The following is a 15,106-nucleotide window of genomic DNA, read 5'->3' as shown; positions in this document are numbered from 1 at the left end:
GCCGGGGCTGGCGAGCCGTGTCCTAGTGTGGTCGCAAGGACAGAAAGGCCCCCACTGTGGACGTACGGATCGGCATTCAGAACTCCCCTCGCGAACTCGGTTTCGAGTCCTCGCAGTCACCCGAGGAGGTCAAGGCGCAGGTCGCCGCGGCGCTCGCGGGCGACGCGAAGTCGCTCGAGTTCGTCGACTCGAAGGGCACCGTCTTCCTCGTTCCCGCGGCCGCGCTCGCCTACGTCGAGATCAGCGGCGAAGAGGCCCGGCGCGTCGGATTCGTCGCCTGACATGGAACTGCTCTTCGTCGTGCTCGGCGGGGCGATCCTCGGTATCGCGGCCCGCTACCTGCTGCCCCTGCGCAACACGCACGGGGTCATGCTGATCCCGTCGATCGGCGCCGGTGCCGCGGCCGTCGTCTGGGTCGCGCTGACCTGGCTCGGCTGGGCCTGGGACGGCGGCTGGATCTGGGTCGTCTCCCTCGTCGTGGCCGGCCTCGCCGCAGCGGCGACGGCCTACCTCATCGGCCCCCGACGCGAGCGAGCGGATGTCGCGCTCTTCGAGCGTCTCGCCCGTCCGGGCGCGAGCACGACCACGAACGCGACCCCGGTGCCCTGACCCGCACCGACCGCGCACGCATCGCAACGGACCGCGTCCTCCTCGGAGGGCGCGGTCCGTTCGCGTCTGCCCGCGGACCGACGCGGACGACGACGGATCCGAAGAACGCCTCAGGCCGTGAGTCCGAGCGCGTCCATGCGACGCGTGTGATCGGCGATGAGCTCGGTGAAGATCGGCTCGACCTTCTCGTCGAGCCCGCGCGCCTCGGAGGCGCGCAGCGCCGAGCGCGCGATGAGCAGGGTGTCGCCGACGAGGCTGCGCCCCCACAGGGCGAGCCGATCGGCGAGGCCGGGCTGCGCGGCGATGGCGGAGGCGAGCTCGGCCTCGAGCACGGTGCCGGCGCCGCCCCGGTCGAGGATGCCGCGCACGCGACGTGCGACGTCGGCCGGCAGCCCGTTCGCGAGGCTCGCGAAGTAGCCGTCGAGCATGCCCGACGTGATGTGGATCGCGAGCAGCAGCTCGTACCAGTCGGCGTCGGACCAGGCCCTGCGCAGGCGGTCGGTCGCGGGGGCGAACGGGGCCATCACGTCGACGGGCTCGACGCCCATGCGCCGCAACTCGGCGATGAGGTCGTGGTGCTTGCCGAGGGCGATGCCCGCGGCGGCGCTCAGCCCCTCTTTCGCGCCGAGCGTGGGCGCGGTGCCGACGGCGAGCGCGAGGCCCTCGAAGAACTCCAGCTGGATGTAGGCGGCCTGGCCGACGAACGGCACCGGCTCGGGCACGAGCTCCGTGAAGTCGACCTTCGTCAGTTCGGTCGGCGCGACGCGGGGACGCAGTCGCGGCGCTTCGGGACGCGCACCGCGTCGACTGATCCAGGACACCACGTGCACAGCCTATCCGAGGCGTTCAGGCAGTCTCGGTTAGGCTGGAGGGTGCATGCGGGCATCGGACCCGCAGCCGTTGCGCCTGAGGAGAAGCAGGGCGCATCACTTCCGCTCTACCGACAGGCAGATTCTTGACTACATTCGCAGAACTCGGCGTCGCGCCCGACATCATCGACGCGCTCGCAACCAAGGGCATCTTCGATGCCTTCCCCATCCAGGAGCAGACGATCCCCCTCGCCCTCTCCGGCCAGGACATCATCGGCCAGGCCAAGACCGGCACGGGCAAGACCTTCGGGTTCGGCCTGCCGATCATCCAGCGCCTCGGCGACGACCCCGAGCCCGGCGTCAAGGTGCTCGTCGTCGTTCCGACGCGCGAGCTGTGCGTGCAGGTGACCGAAGACCTCGAGCTGGCCACCTCGAACCGTCCGACCAAGATCGTCTCGATCTACGGCGGCAAGGCCTACGAGGGCCAGATCGAGCAGATCAAGGCCGGCGCCCAGATCGTCGTCGGCACGCCGGGTCGCCTCCTCGACCTCGCCTCGCAGCGCCTGCTCTCGCTGAAGAACGTCGAAGAGATGGTGCTCGACGAGGCCGACAAGATGCTCGACCTCGGCTTCCTCGCCGACATCGAGAAGCTGTTCGCGCAGACCCCGGCCAACCGCCACACGATGCTGTTCTCGGCGACGATGCCCGGCCCGATCGTCGCGCTCGCGCGCCGCTTCATGTCCAAGCCCATCCACATCCGCGCGACCGACCCCGATGAGGGCCTCACGCAGGCGAACATCAAGCACCTCGTCTACCGGGCGCACTCGCTCGACAAGGACGAGGTCATCTCGCGCATCCTCCAGGCCGACGGCCGCGGCAAGACGGTCATCTTCACGCGCACCAAGCGCGCGGCGGCCAAGCTCGTCGAAGAGCTCAACGATCGCGGCTTCAACGCCGCGGCCGTGCACGGAGACCTGAATCAAGACCAGCGCGAGCGCGCCATGGCCGCGTTCAAGGCCGGCAAGAAGGACATTCTCATCGCCACGGATGTCGCGGCGCGAGGCATCGACGTCGACGACGTCACCCACGTCATCAACCACACGATCCCCGACGACGACAAGACCTATCTGCACCGCGCGGGCCGCACCGGCCGTGCGGGCAAGACGGGCATCGCGGTCACCTTCGTCGACTGGGACGACCTGCACAAGTGGGCGCTCATCAACCGCGCCCTCGAGTTCGGCCAGCCCGAGCCGACCGAGACCTACTCGTCGAGCCCGCACCTGTTCACCGACCTCGACATCCCCGCCGGCACGAAGGGCCGCCTGAAGCCGGCCGCCCCGACCGCGGCGCCGACGCGTTCGAGCACCGCCGGCCGCAACGAGCGCAGCAGCGAGGGCGACACGCGTGCCCCCCGCAGCACGCGGTCGCGCCAGCGCACGCGCGGCGGCCGCACCGACGGCGACCAGGCGGCACCCGCCGCGGCCGCGAGCACGGGCGAGCCCGCGGCATCCGCCCACGCCTCGGGCGAGGGCGCGACCACCGCGACCCGCGAGCCCGGCACCGGCACGCACGACGGCGGCGGCAGCGAGCACCACGACGGCAACGCCGCACCGCGACGCCGTCGGCGTCGCCGCGGCCCGCGCCCGGCCGGTTCCACCGGGGGCGCATCGCCCCAGGCCTGACGCCGCCCGGCACGGCCGAGTCCGAGCACGACGCGAACGACACGAGGAGCGGATGCCACGCGGCATCCGCTCCTCGCCGTCTCAGGCCTGCTCGCGAGGGGTCAGGGCAGCACGGGCGCCGATCCGGTCGCCTCGTCGATGATGCGCGCGACGACGTCGGCGGGGGTGCGCTCCTGGCCGAGCCGGTTGGGCTTGCCCGTGCCGTGGTAGTCGCTGGATCCGGTGACGGCGAGGCCGAACTCGGTCGCGAGCGCATGCAGGCGCGGCTTGGAGCCCGGATCGTTCTCGGGGTGGTCGATCTCGAGTCCGAAGAGCCCGGCGTCGACGAGCTGCCGCAGGCGTTCGCGCGGCACGACGTGCTCGGCGCCCCGGGCGCCCGGGTGCGCGAGCACGGGCACGCCGCCGGCCGCGCGGATGAGGCGCACACCGGTGAGCGGATCGGGGGCGTAGTGCGGGCGGGCGTACCCGTGCCGGGGATGCAGGATGCCCGCGAAGGCCGCCGACCGCGTCGACACGTGTCCGCGCGCGACGAGGGCGTCGGCGATATGCGGTCGGCCGACCGTCGCGCCCACGGCCGTCTGGGCGAGCACGTCGTCCCAGGTGAGCGGGTAGTCGCGCGAGATGCGCTGCACGATCTGCTCGGCCCTCGTCAGGCGCGACTCGCGGATGCGCGTGGTCTCGGCGAGCAGGGCCTCGTCGAACGGGTCGATGAGGTACGCGAGCACGTGCACGCTCGTGTACTGCTCGCGCGTGGAGAGCTCCATGCCCGGGATGAGGGCGACCCCGGTCTCGGGCACCGCCGCGGCCGCCTCGGCCCATCCGGCCGTCGAGTCGTGGTCGGTCAGCGCGATGGCCGCGAGTCCGACCTCGGCTGCCTCGACGAGCAGTTCGGCCGGGCTGCCGGTGCCGTCGGACACCGTGGAGTGCACGTGCAGGTCGGCCTCACCGATCACGGATGCCGACGACGAAGCCATCCCACCATGCTAGGGCCGCGCCCACGGATTCGGCGCCGCCACAGACTCGTCCCCTAGCTTGGAGGAATGCTCCCCCGCATCCTCGGCTGGATCCTCGTCGCCGGCACCGCGATCCTCGCCGCCCTGCTCCTCTGGCCGCAGGCCCTCGGCCTCCAGAACCAGTGGGTGTTCGCGCATGTCGTCGCGCTCCGCGGCGTCGCGGCCCTCGGCGCCCTGGTCGCGGCGGTGCTCGTGCTGCTGCTCGCGTTCGCCCGCCCGCTCCGGGTGGTGGCGTTCTCGCTCGCGGCGATCCTCGCGCTCTTCGCGGTGGGCAACGCGGCGGTGCTCACGGCCCGCGGCTTCGCGTCGACGGATGTCGCGGGCGACGCGGCATCCGCATCGGTGACCGTGGTCTCGTGGAACACCCTCGGCGAGGTGCCCGACGCCTCGACCATCGCCGACCTCGCGCTCGAGGAGGGCGCCGACGTCGTCGTGCTCCCCGAGACGACGGAGCCGCTCGGCGAGGAGGTCGCGATCGCCATGCGCGAGGGCGGCAACCCGATGTGGGTGCACACGGCGGCGTTCGACGACATCGCGAAGGCGCGGTCGACGACCATCCTCATCTCCCCCGACCTCGGCGACTACGACGTCGTCTCGGTCGAAGTGCCCGGGCCGCCCGGCAACACGAACACGGTGCCCTCGGTCGTGGCCGATCCGGTCTCCGGCGACGGCCCCCGCATCGTCGCGGTGCACGCGGTCGCGCCGATCCGATGGGAGCTGCGCAACTGGCGCAGCGACCTCGACTGGCTCGCCGAGCAGTGCGCCGGGGAGAACGTGATCATGGCGGGCGACTTCAATGCGATCGTCGACCACTTCGCCGGCCGTGGCTCCGACGGCGGCGACCTCGGGCGATGCTCGGATGCCGCGGTGCAGGCGGGATCCGCCGGCCTCGGCACCTGGCCGGTCGACCTGCCGCAGGTGCTCGCGAGTCCGATCGACCACGTCATGGCCACGCCCGGCTGGAAGGTCGACGCGTTCCGCGTGGTCGGCGAGCTCGACGACGCGGGCAGCGACCACCGTCCCGTCGTCGCGACGCTCTCCCCGGCGGGCTGACGCACCGGCAGGCCTCACGGGCACAGGTGCCGCGGGCACAGGTGCCGCGTATCTCGGGCGGTGCGAGAATGGGGGCATGGACTCCAGCGACACCTCGACGACCGAGACCCCGGCAGCCGCGACCACAGACGACACCGGCCGCAACGCGAACCGTTCGACGACCCCCGGCTCGGAGGGCTTCAAGGACTTCATCAGCAGCGGTTGGGCCTCCCGTGACGAGACGCTCCCCGCGGCGCGCGAGCAGGCCGCCTACGCGGCCCGTCGGCGCGAGGCCGTCTCGGCCGCGTTCACCGGCATCCGCCTCGTGATCCCCGCCGGCGACATGAAGCAGCGGGCCAACGACACCGACTACCCGTTCCGCGCGCATTCCGCGTTCGCCCACCTCACCGGCTGGGGCTCGGACTCCGAGCCGGGCGCCGTGCTCGTCTTCGAGCCCACGGGCGACGGCCACGAGACGACGGTCTACTTCCGCGAGCGCGCCGGCCGCGACTCCGAGGAGTTCTACGCCAACCCCGCGATCGGCGAGTTCTGGATCGGCCCGCGACCGTCGCTCGCGCATGTCTCGGCCGACCTCGCGATCGCGACGCGCGGCCTCGACGAGTTCGACCGCGTGATCGACGCCGTCGACACCGCGACCCTCGTGCTGCGCGAGGCCGACGCCGACGTCACCGAGCGCATCGACCACGCCCGCATCCGCTTCGCCGCCGAGGAGGCGCTCTCGACCAACGCCTCCGATGCGCCGTTCTCGCTCGAGGTCGGCGGCGAGCACGAGCCCGACGCCGAGCTCGCGCGCGTGCTCTCCGAGTTGCGGCTCGTGAAGGACGCGTTCGAGGTGGCCGAGATGCGTGCCGCCGTCGACGCGACGCAGCGCGGGTTCACCGAGGTCTTCGAGGAGCTCCCGCGCATCACGTCCGAGGTGCGCGGCGAGCGCGTCATCGAGGGCGTCTTCGCCACGCGGGCGCGCCTCGACGGCAACGACGTCGGCTACGGCTCGATCGCCGCGGCGGGCCCGCACGCCACGATCCTGCACTGGACCCGCAACGACGGCCCCGTCGTGCCCGGAGATCTCGTGCTGCTCGACGCGGGCGTCGAGGTCGACAGCTACTACACCGCCGACATCACGCGCACGTTCCCGGTCAACGGCACCTTCTCCGACGTGCAGCGCCGGGTCTACGAGGCGGTGCTCGAGGCCGCCGACGCCGCCTTCGCGATCGTGCGCCCCGGCATCGTGTTCCGCGACGTGCACGCCGCGGCCATGGCCGTGATCGCGCGCAAGACGGCCGAGTGGGGCTTCCTGCCGGTCTCGGCCGAAGAATCGCTGCGCCCTGAGAACCAGTTCCACCGCCGCTACATGGTGCACGGCACGAGCCACCACCTGGGGCTCGACGTGCACGACTGCGCCCAGGCGCGCCGCGAGATGTACATGGACGGCGAGCTGCAGGCCGGCATGGTCTTCACGATCGAGCCCGGCCTCTACTTCCAGGCCGACGACCTCACCGTGCCCGAGGAGTTCCGCGGCATCGGCGTTCGCATCGAAGACGACATCCTCGTCACCGCCGACGGTGCCGAGAACCTCTCCGCCGGCATCCCGCGCACGGTCGCCGAGGTCGAGGCGTGGGTGCAGGGCGCAGCGCGCTGAGGGAGCTCAGGCCGCGTCGCCGGGCGTGACCCGCGCGGCGCGGCGGGCCTGCCACCACGCCCAGAAGCGCGCGAGCACGCGCTTGAGCCAGGCCGCGATGCGGGCGGCCCAGGCGAACTCCGTGCCGAGGATCGCGAGCCCGAGGAACACGACGAGCCAGCCGGGCCCCGGCAGCGGCACGAGGGCGAGGCCGACCACGGCGATGGCGCCGCCGAGCACGCCGACGAGCACGCGGTAGGTCCGGCGCAGCACGGGTCGGTCGTGGATGCGACGACGGATGCCGCGGAGCAGGCGCCTGATCGGACGGTCGGGCCGTTCGGCCTCGACGATCTCGCGAGAGAGTTCGCGCTCGGTCACCATGCAGATCACGATATATCGCGACTTGCGCCGCGTCGCGCGGGTTCAGCGGACTCGCAGCATCGACGGGCCGATCCTCAGGCGCGGCCGGGCAGCCGACGCCGCTCAGGCATCGTCGCCGGCCTGGCGCCGCTCGCGCTCGGCCTTGCGGGCGGCGTCGAGCGCCTCACCGTAGGTGAGCCCCTGCGGCGCGGGTGCCTTCGCGTCGGCGGACTCGCCCTCTGGCTCGTCGGCGGGCGCCTCCGCACGCGCCTCGACGGGCTCGGCGACCGGCGCGGATGCCGGTTGCGGTGACGTCGGACCCGCGGCCGAGGCATCCGTCGTGCTGCTCGTGGTGCGGGTCGGGAATGCCGGCTCGGGCGCGTCGGTCACGTGCAGGATCTGCCGCGCCCGGTCGACGTGGGCCGCCTCGGCGATGATCGAGTACCGCGTGGCGAGCACCTGGGCCACCGAGGTGAAGTCGCGGCGACGACGGTTGACCGAGTACGAGACGACGCTGAAGATCATGCCGAAGCCCGCACCGATGAGCACCGCCGAGAGCAGGATGCCGACCGACGACGGCGACGGCGCGAAGATGAAGAAGAGCAGGCCGAGGAACGTTCCGAACCACGCGCCCGACAGCGCACCGGCGCCCGCCGCGCGGCCCCACGTGAGCTTGCCGGTAATGCGCTCGACGCTCGTGAGCCCGGTGCCGACGATCGCCAGCTCCTTCACGGGGAACTCGGCCTTCGCGAGCGCATCGACCGCGGACTGCGCCTCGGCGTACGTCTCGAAGCTCGCGATGGTCTCGCCCTGCGGCAGTGTGGGGAATGCGCGGGCCGTGCGTCCGCCGAACGGCGATTGGTTGCTCACCCCACCATCCTCCCACGGGCTAAGTTTGTACCCGTGAGCGCAACGAGAGTCTTCGTCGCCCGACTCGCCGGATGCGCCGTCTTCGACCCCGCCGGTGATCGGGTCGGAAAGGTGCGCGACGTCCTCGTCGTGTACCGCAAGAACGACCCGCCCCGCGTCGTCGGGCTCATCGTCGAGGTTCCGGGCAAACGGCGGGTGTTCCTCTCGATCGGGCGCGTGACCTCGATCGGCAACGGCCAGATCATCACGACCGGGCTCATCAACCTGCGCCGCTTCGAACAGCGCGGCGGCGAGGTGCGCGTGATCGCCGAGATGCTCGGCCGAAAGGTGCGCTTCAACGACGGTTCGGGCGAGGCCTCCATCGAAGACGTGTCGATCGAGGAGCAGGAGCAGGGCGAGTGGGAGGTCGAGCAGCTCTTCGTGCGACGGCCGAAGGGCGCCTCGCCGTTCTCGAAGGGCCAGTCCGCCTACGTCACCTGGCGCGAGGTGAGCGAGAGCGCGCGCACGGGCGAGGCGCAGTCCGCCGAGCACCTCATCGCGACCTACTCCGAGCTGAAGCCCGCCGACCTCGCCAACACACTGCTCGACCTGCCCGTCGCGCGGCGTCAGGAGGTCGCCGAAGAGCTCAGCGACGATCGTCTCGCCGACGTGCTCGAGGAGATGCCCGAGTCCGACCAGGTCGAGATCCTCGCGGGCCTCGGCGACGACCGCGCGGCCGACGTGCTCGACCACATGCAGCCCGACGACGCGGCCGACCTCATCGCCCAGCTTCCGGAAGAACGCGGCGAGCACCTGCTCGAGCTCATGGAGCCCGAAGAGGCCGAAGACGTGCGCATGCTGCTGAGCTACGGGCCCGACACCGCGGGCGGGCTCATGACCACCGAGCCGATCATCGTGTCGGCCGACGCGACGGTCGCCGAAGGCCTCGCGCTCATCCGCCGGCACGACCTGCCGCCGGCACTCGGCGCCGCGGTCTGCGTCACGCTGCCCCCGTACGAGGCGCCCACCGGCCGGTTCCTCGGGGTCGTGCACTTCCAGCGCATGCTGCGCTATCCGCCGCATGAGCGGCTCGGCACGCTCATCGACCAGGGGCTCGAACCCGTCGGCGCCGACACGTCGGCCGCCGAGGTGAGCCGCATCCTCGCGAGCTACGACCTCGTCTCGGTACCCGTCATCGACGAGAAGCACCGACTCGTCGGCGTCGTGACCATCGACGACGTGCTCGACTACCTGCTGCCCGATGACTGGCGAAGTCATCCCGAAGATGAGGATGAGGTGAGCAAACGCGCCACCGCCCGTGCGCAGCTGACGACGGGGAGCATCCCGATCCCGACGAGCGGAAGGAGGGCAGGAGATGGCACGAGGTAACGCCGACGAACGTCGGTTCGACACGCCGAAGGGCAGCCGTCGCGCCCCATTCCGCAGCAGCGGCGACAGCGACCGCTTCGGCCGCTTCACCGAACTCGTCGCGCGCGGCATGGGCACCCCGTGGTTCCTCGTCGGGCTCAGCCTGTTCTGCATCGTCTGGCTCGCGTGGAACACGATGGCCCCCGAGGCCTGGCGGTTCGACTCGGCGGCCAACGGGTTCACGGCCCTGACGCTCGTGCTCAGCCTGCAGGCCTCGTACGCCGCCCCGCTCATCCTGCTCGCGCAGAACCGTCAGGACGACCGCGACCGCGTGCAGATCGAGCAGGACCGCCAGCGGGCCGAGCGCAACCTCGCCGACACCGAGTACCTCGCCCGCGAGGTCGTCGCGCTCCGCCTGGCCATGAAAGACCTCGCGACGAGGGACTTCATCCGGTCGGAGCTGCGCGCCGTGCTCGAGGAGCTCGACCGCAAGGACGACGAGGATGCCGCGAATGCCCAGCGAGCCTGAGCGGCCCGGCGCAGCCGGGGCCTCGGCCTCCGCGCCCGAGGCGCTCGAAGCCGCCGTGCATCGCGCCCTCGTGTCGGTCATCGATCCCGAGATCCGCAAGCCCATCACCGAGCTCGACATGGTCGAGTCGGTCACCGCCGACGGCGGTCGGGTCGGCATCGTCATCCGACTGACGATCGTGGGCTGCCCGGCCTCCGACCGCATCGAACGCGACGTGCGCCAGGCCGCCGAGGGCGTCGCCGGCGAGGGCTCGGTCGACGTGTCGCTCACCGTCATGACCCCCGAGCAGCGCACCGCCCTGACCGAGCGGCTGCGAGGCGGCAAGGCGGTCCGCGGCAACCCGTTCGGGCCGGGCACGCTCACACGCGTCGTCGCGGTCACGAGCGGCAAGGGCGGCGTCGGCAAGTCGACGCTCACCGCGAACCTCGCCGTCGCGCTCGCGGCCCGCGGACTGTCGGTCGGCCTCGTCGACGCCGACGTGCACGGCTTCTCGATCCCGGCGCTGCTCGGCCTCGTCGACGACGACGGCCTCGCGGCCCGCCCCACGCAGGTGAACGACATGATCCTGCCGCCCGTCGCGCACGGGGTGAAGGTCATCTCCATCGGCATGTTCGTCGAACCCGCCGAGCCCGGCGCACGCGCCTCCTCGACCGCCGTCGCCTGGCGCGGACCCATGCTGCACCGCACGCTCAACCAGTTCCTCACCGACGTCTACTTCGGAGATCTCGACGTGCTGCTCGTCGACCTCCCGCCGGGCACGGGCGACATCGCGATCTCGCTCGGCCAGCTGCTTCCGAACGCCGAGGTGCTCGTGGTGACGACCCCGCAGCCCGCGGCCGCCGATGTCGCCGAACGCTCGGGCGTGGTCGCCAGGCAGACGGGCCAGCGCATCATCGGCGTCGTCGAGAACATGGCGGGCCTGGCCGGCCCCGACGGCACGGTGCTCGACCTCTTCGGTTCGGGCGGCGGCGACGAGGTCGCCCGGCGCTTGTCGGAGGGGCAGAGCGAGGCCGTTCCGCTCATCGCGAGCGTGCCGCTGAGCATCGCCCTGCGCCAGGGCGGCGACGCCGGCGAACCCGTGGTCGTCGGGGCCCCCGACGACCCTGCCGCCCGCGCCATCGAACGCGTCGCCGAGGCCATCGCCGCGCGCCCCCGGCAGCTCGCCGGCCGCCGGCTCGACGTCTCGGTGCGCTGACGGGCGGGTGAGCCGGATGCCGCGTGCCGCCCGCTCCCGCCGGTCGAACCCGTGCGTGCTCGCCGTCGCCGCCCTGCTCGCGGCGGGCGTGATCGCGATGGTCTCGGCCTGCACCGAGAGCGGGCCCGATGCCGCGACCGCGACCCCGACCGCCCTGCCCCACGGCATCACCGCGAGCGTGCTGCAGAGCCGCACCGATGTGGTCGACGGACGGCTCGTCGTGCAGCTCGACAACGGCTCCGGGGCGGCGCTGACCTTCACCTCGTTCGAGGTCGCAGCGCCGGGACTGGAGCCCGGCCTGCACTTCGAGGGTCCGCGCACCATCCCCGACGGCACCTCGGTGCAGTACCGCATGGACCTCACGCCCGCGCGCTGCGAGGGCGAGCCCGGCCCGGCCGAGATCACGATCACCGCCGAGGTGCCGGCAGACGACGGCTCCGGCGACACGGGTCCCGCAACCACCGCGGTCGGCGCCATCGTGGCCGACGACCCCTACGACACGCTCCCCCGCCTGCAGAACTCCGGATGCCTCACCGCGGCCGTCGAGCGCGTCGCGACGTTCACCCTGGCCGACCGCCTCAGGTCGACGGGGTCGGGCGTGGACCGCCGTGCCTTCCTCGACATCGCGGTCGAGCCGACGGGCGCGGCATCCGGTTCGGTGGAGCTCGAGCAGGTGCTCGGCACGACCCTGCTCTCGGCCGAAGACGGGCTGAACTGGTCGGCGACGACCGCGCACATCGAGGCCTCCGATGCACCCTCGACCATCTCACTGCCCGTGCGCCCGGCGAGATGCGATCCGCACGCGGGCGCGGAGGACAAGCGCGGCACGATCCTGCCGCTCGTGATGACGACGAGCGAGGGCTGGTCCGGCCAGTACGAGGTGCGCGCGTCACCCACGCTTAAGGCCGACCTGTTCGCCTACTTCACCGAGCGGTGCGGGCTGCCCGGCACGCATGTCGAGTAGCGCAGCGTATCGAGACCCGCACGGCTCGCGCCTCGATACGGCGCGGTGCCGCTGACCCGACTACGCGCGCGGCTCGACTACGCGCGCGGCTCGACGACCCGGGCGAGCAGCTCGACGAGCAGCCGACCGGTGAGCTCCGACGGCAGCGCCTCGACCAGAGCGAGCACTGGCGCCATCTGCGCGGGCAGTCCCCCGCCCTCGCCGCCGAGCAGGCCGAGGGCGCCGAGCAGACCCGCCGCGGTGTCGGAGTCGAGGCCGCCGGATGCCGCGAGCAACGGTTCGAGACCGCCGGGCAGCGCGTCGGCGAGTCCGGCGAGCACGAGCTCGCCGTCGACCTTCGGCACGCCGCGCACCGCATCGGCCGCGGCGGCGAGCGCCGCGGAGAGCTCGGGCACGACGTCCTCGGTGACGGGCGTGACGGTGAGGTGCGTGGTGTGCGGCAGGCGCGTGCCGTCGGCCTGCACGAGGCCGGGCTGCAGTTGCAGGAACCAGCCGGCGCCGCGCGCGGCATCCGCCCAGTGGTGCGGGTCGACACGCGACTCGGGGTCGACCGATTCGTCGGTCGCGACGGCGAACAGCGGCCCCGTGGGGCGTCCGACGACGCGGAGGCCATCGATGCCGGCGACGGTCTCGCGCAGCGCCGCGGTGGCCCGTGCGGTCTTGGCCGAGAGCAAGGCGAAGCCGTCTTCGCCGAGCACCTCGGCGATCGCCCAGGCGGCCGCGAGCGGCCCGGCGGGCTTGGATCCGGTCATCGTCGGGTTCACGACCGGGTAGCCCGGCCAGGCGGTCGTGCGGAAGTACTGGTGGCGCTGGCGGTCGCGGCCGCGCGTGAGCAGCACCGAGACCCCCTTCGGGGCGTAGCCGTACTTGTGCAGGTCGGCCGAGAGGCTCGTGACGCCCGGCACCGCGAAGTCCCAGGCGGGCAGCGCGTCGGGCCAGAACGCGAGCGCGAAGCCGCCGATGCAGGCGTCGACGTGGACCGCGATGCCGCGCCGGCGGCAGGCGTCGGCGACGTCGGCGATCGGGTCGAGCCCGGCGAACGGGTACGACGGCGCCGAGACCACGACGAGCGCGACGTCGTCGCCCAGCCGGTCGACGATGGCGGATGCCGCGAGCGTGCCGGTCTCGGGATCGACGGGCACCAGGTCGAGCACGAGGCCGAAGTACTCGGCGGCCTTGTGGAACGCGGCGTGCACCGTGACGGGGGCGACGATGCGCGGCACCCGCGGGCTGCCGACGCGCACGGCGCGCCACGCGTCGCGTGCGGTCTTCACCGCGAGCAGGCAGCTCTCGGTGCCGCCGGAGGTGACGGTGCCGACGACGACCTCGGCCGAGTCGGCGGCATCGCCCGCATCACCGGCTTCACCGGCCGCGCCGGGCTCGCCGTGGAACACCCGCCGCGCGAAGCCGACGAGCCCGGCCTCCATGGCGGCGACCGAGGTGAACGTCGTCGGATCGAGGCCGTTGACGGGCTGCACGAGCCGGGCCGCGGCGGCCGCGAGCTCGTCGAGCTCGGCGACGCCGGAGTCGTACACGTACGAGAGCACTCGTCCGCCGTGGGTGGGCGCGTCGCCCTCGCGAAGGCCCTCGAGCTCGGCGAGCACCTCGGCGGGGTCGCGTCGGAAGTCGTTCATGGTCACACCGTCTCCTGGGGGTCGTTCGCGGGTGCGGGGCTCTGGGGTGCGCGGGCGTCGGCCGCGGCATCCGCATCGATGTCGTGGCGGCGAAGCCGGTAGCGCGCGAGCGGCACGAGGCTGAGGAACACGAGCAGCGCGGGCACGGCGCTGAAGCTCACCGCGATGCCGGCGACGGCGGCGGCGGGCTGCTCGACGAGCGTCGACCCCGTGGACTCGAGGTAGCCGGTCAGCGCGAGCACGATCGTGAGCACGGTCGCGCCGAGCGCCATGCCGGCCGTCTCGCCGGCCGTCCAGATGCCGCCGAAACTGCCGGCGCGGCCCTCGCCGTGCTCGCTCGCGTCATGCGAGATGACGTCGGGCAGCATCGCCATGGGCAGCGTCTGCATGCCGGCGTACGCGGCGCCCGCGAGCGCGACGGGCAGGTACACCCAGGCGCCCGGCGCCCAGATCATGCCGACCATGCTGAGGGCGGCGACCGCGAAGAGCAGGCTCGCCCATCGGAACGCCCGCTCCTTGCCGATGCCCCGCGAGATGCGGCTCCACACGGGGGCGCAGAGCACGGCCGGCGCGATGAGCGCGACGAACAGCAGCGTCAGCGCGTCTTCGCTGTGCAGCACCCACACCGCCACGTAGTTGGCGCCGGCGAGCATGACGCCGGTCGCGAGGCCCTGCAGCACGAACGTCGCGAGCAGTGCACGGAACGGGGCGCTGCGCCGCAGGGCGGCGATGCCCTCGGCGTAGGCCGAGCGGATGCCGAGCCGCGGCGCCTGCACGCCGGGGAGGCCTCGCGGTGCGGTCGTGACCGCGACGAGCATGCCGCCGCCGATGACGACGCCGGCGACGATCGCCATGACGAGGTAGCCGAGCGCCTCGTCGTCGCCGCCCATGCGGCGGAGCACCGGCCCGCCGGCGCCGAAGAGCAGGATCGCGAGGCTCAGCACCACCACGCGCCACGAGAGCAGCCGCGTGCGGGCGTCGTAGTCGGGGGTGAGTTCGGCGGGCAGCGCGATGTAGGGCACCTGGAACAGGCTGAACGCCGTCGCGGTCGCGAGGAACGCGAGGAAGACCCAGACTCCGGATGCCGCGGGGCCGACGCCCGCGGGCACCGCGAACGTGAGCACGAACCCGACGGGCAGCGCGAGCGCGCCGATGCGCATCCACGTGCGGCGGGTGCCGGTGCGGGCGAGGGCGCGGTCGCTGTGCTCGCCGATCCACGGGTCGATGACGACGTCCCACACCTTCGCCGCGGTCACCACGAGACCCGCGACGAGCGCGGTGACACCGAGGGTGTCGGTCATGTAGAAGACGAGGACGAGTCCCGGCAGCGTCGCGAACCCGCCGGTGCCGAGAGAGCCGATGGCGTAGCGGGTGATGACGCCGCGGGAGAGGGGGCGCTCCGTTGCGGTCATGGAGGCAGTGT

The 15,106-nt window shown here is 72.7% G+C and carries 15 protein-coding genes; 9 read left to right on the top strand and 6 right to left on the bottom strand.

Translation table 11 applies throughout. The features are described from left to right. Nucleotides 1–56: 56 nt before the first annotated feature. Nucleotides 57–281 (top strand): DUF3107 domain-containing protein, encoded by a 225-nt coding sequence (locus AC3IPY_RS07590; RefSeq protein ID WP_489187771.1) that lies wholly within the window; start codon nt 57–59, stop codon nt 279–281. 1 nt (nt 282) lies between these two features. Further along, entirely contained in the window at nt 283–609 is a 327-nt protein-coding gene (locus AC3IPY_RS07585) for a hypothetical protein (RefSeq protein ID WP_489187770.1), read from the top strand. A gap of 110 nt (nt 610–719) precedes the next feature. Here AC3IPY_RS07585 and AC3IPY_RS07580 read toward each other — a convergent pair whose 3' ends face one another. Further along, a complete protein-coding gene (locus tag AC3IPY_RS07580; protein WP_489187769.1) occupies nt 720–1,433 on the bottom strand; it encodes a ferritin-like fold-containing protein in 714 nt (237 codons plus the stop codon). A 131-nt stretch (nt 1,434–1,564) separates the two neighbouring features. Here AC3IPY_RS07580 and AC3IPY_RS07575 point away from each other — a divergent pair, with 131 nt between their 5' ends. After that, nucleotides 1,565–3,100, top strand: a complete 1,536-nt coding sequence (locus tag AC3IPY_RS07575) for a DEAD/DEAH box helicase (protein ID WP_489187768.1) — start codon at nt 1,565–1,567, stop codon at nt 3,098–3,100. 101 nt (nt 3,101–3,201) lie between these two features. Here the strand turns inward: AC3IPY_RS07575 and AC3IPY_RS07570 are convergent, their stop codons facing one another. Further along, the gene (locus AC3IPY_RS07570; protein WP_489187767.1) at nt 3,202–4,074 is read right to left on the bottom strand and encodes a PHP domain-containing protein; all 873 of its coding nucleotides are present in this window, start codon (nt 4,072–4,074) and stop codon (nt 3,202–3,204) included. 66 nt (nt 4,075–4,140) lie between these two features. Here AC3IPY_RS07570 and AC3IPY_RS07565 point away from each other — a divergent pair, with 66 nt between their 5' ends. Both AC3IPY_RS07565 and AC3IPY_RS07560 read left to right on the top strand, forming a co-directional pair. After that, complete coding sequence (locus AC3IPY_RS07565; RefSeq protein WP_489187766.1) at nt 4,141–5,166, top strand: endonuclease/exonuclease/phosphatase family protein; 1,026 nt, start codon at nt 4,141–4,143, stop codon at nt 5,164–5,166. A gap of 76 nt (nt 5,167–5,242) precedes the next feature. Then, nucleotides 5,243–6,805 (top strand): aminopeptidase P family protein, encoded by a 1,563-nt coding sequence (locus AC3IPY_RS07560; RefSeq protein ID WP_489187765.1) that lies wholly within the window; start codon nt 5,243–5,245, stop codon nt 6,803–6,805. A 6-nt stretch (nt 6,806–6,811) separates the two neighbouring features. Here the strand turns inward: AC3IPY_RS07560 and AC3IPY_RS07555 are convergent, their stop codons facing one another. Both AC3IPY_RS07555 and AC3IPY_RS07550 read right to left on the bottom strand, forming a co-directional pair. Further along, nucleotides 6,812–7,165, bottom strand: a complete 354-nt coding sequence (locus AC3IPY_RS07555; protein ID WP_489187764.1) for a TIGR02611 family protein — start codon at nt 7,163–7,165, stop codon at nt 6,812–6,814. 102 nt (nt 7,166–7,267) lie between these two features. After that, the gene (locus AC3IPY_RS07550; RefSeq protein WP_489187762.1) at nt 7,268–8,014 is read right to left on the bottom strand and encodes a YflT domain-containing protein; all 747 of its coding nucleotides are present in this window, start codon (nt 8,012–8,014) and stop codon (nt 7,268–7,270) included. A 33-nt stretch (nt 8,015–8,047) separates the two neighbouring features. Here AC3IPY_RS07550 and AC3IPY_RS07545 point away from each other — a divergent pair, with 33 nt between their 5' ends. The 4 genes from AC3IPY_RS07545 to AC3IPY_RS07530 are packed head-to-tail and all read left to right on the top strand — an operon-like array spanning nt 8,048 to nt 12,049. Continuing rightward, nucleotides 8,048–9,382: a magnesium transporter MgtE N-terminal domain-containing protein gene (locus AC3IPY_RS07545; protein ID WP_489187761.1), complete on the top strand. Its 1,335-nt coding sequence runs from the start codon at nt 8,048–8,050 to the stop codon at nt 9,380–9,382. After that, a complete protein-coding gene (locus tag AC3IPY_RS07540; RefSeq protein ID WP_489187760.1) occupies nt 9,369–9,890 on the top strand; it encodes a DUF1003 domain-containing protein in 522 nt (173 codons plus the stop codon). The genes AC3IPY_RS07545 and AC3IPY_RS07540 overlap by 14 nt, the downstream gene beginning before the upstream one ends. Beyond that, nucleotides 9,874–11,085: an Mrp/NBP35 family ATP-binding protein gene (locus tag AC3IPY_RS07535; protein ID WP_489187759.1), complete on the top strand. Its 1,212-nt coding sequence runs from the start codon at nt 9,874–9,876 to the stop codon at nt 11,083–11,085. Before AC3IPY_RS07540 ends, AC3IPY_RS07535 begins: the two co-directional genes overlap by 17 nt. A gap of 16 nt (nt 11,086–11,101) precedes the next feature. Continuing rightward, nucleotides 11,102–12,049 (top strand): hypothetical protein, encoded by a 948-nt coding sequence (locus AC3IPY_RS07530; RefSeq protein ID WP_489187758.1) that lies wholly within the window; start codon nt 11,102–11,104, stop codon nt 12,047–12,049. Nucleotides 12,050–12,126: 77 nt separating this feature from the next. Here the strand turns inward: AC3IPY_RS07530 and AC3IPY_RS07525 are convergent, their stop codons facing one another. Continuing rightward, entirely contained in the window at nt 12,127–13,683 is a 1,557-nt protein-coding gene (locus AC3IPY_RS07525) for a pyridoxal phosphate-dependent decarboxylase family protein (RefSeq protein ID WP_489187757.1), read from the bottom strand. A gap of 2 nt (nt 13,684–13,685) precedes the next feature. After that, nucleotides 13,686–15,095, bottom strand: coding sequence for an MFS transporter (locus AC3IPY_RS07520; RefSeq protein ID WP_489187756.1), 1,410 nt, complete (start codon nt 15,093–15,095; stop codon nt 13,686–13,688). Nucleotides 15,096–15,106: the final 11 nt, after the last annotated feature.

This window comes from Agromyces sp. GL_144 (assembly GCF_057834305.1).
The sequence above is the reverse complement of the archived record's forward strand: the minus strand, read 5'-3'. Positions and strand labels throughout refer to the sequence as shown.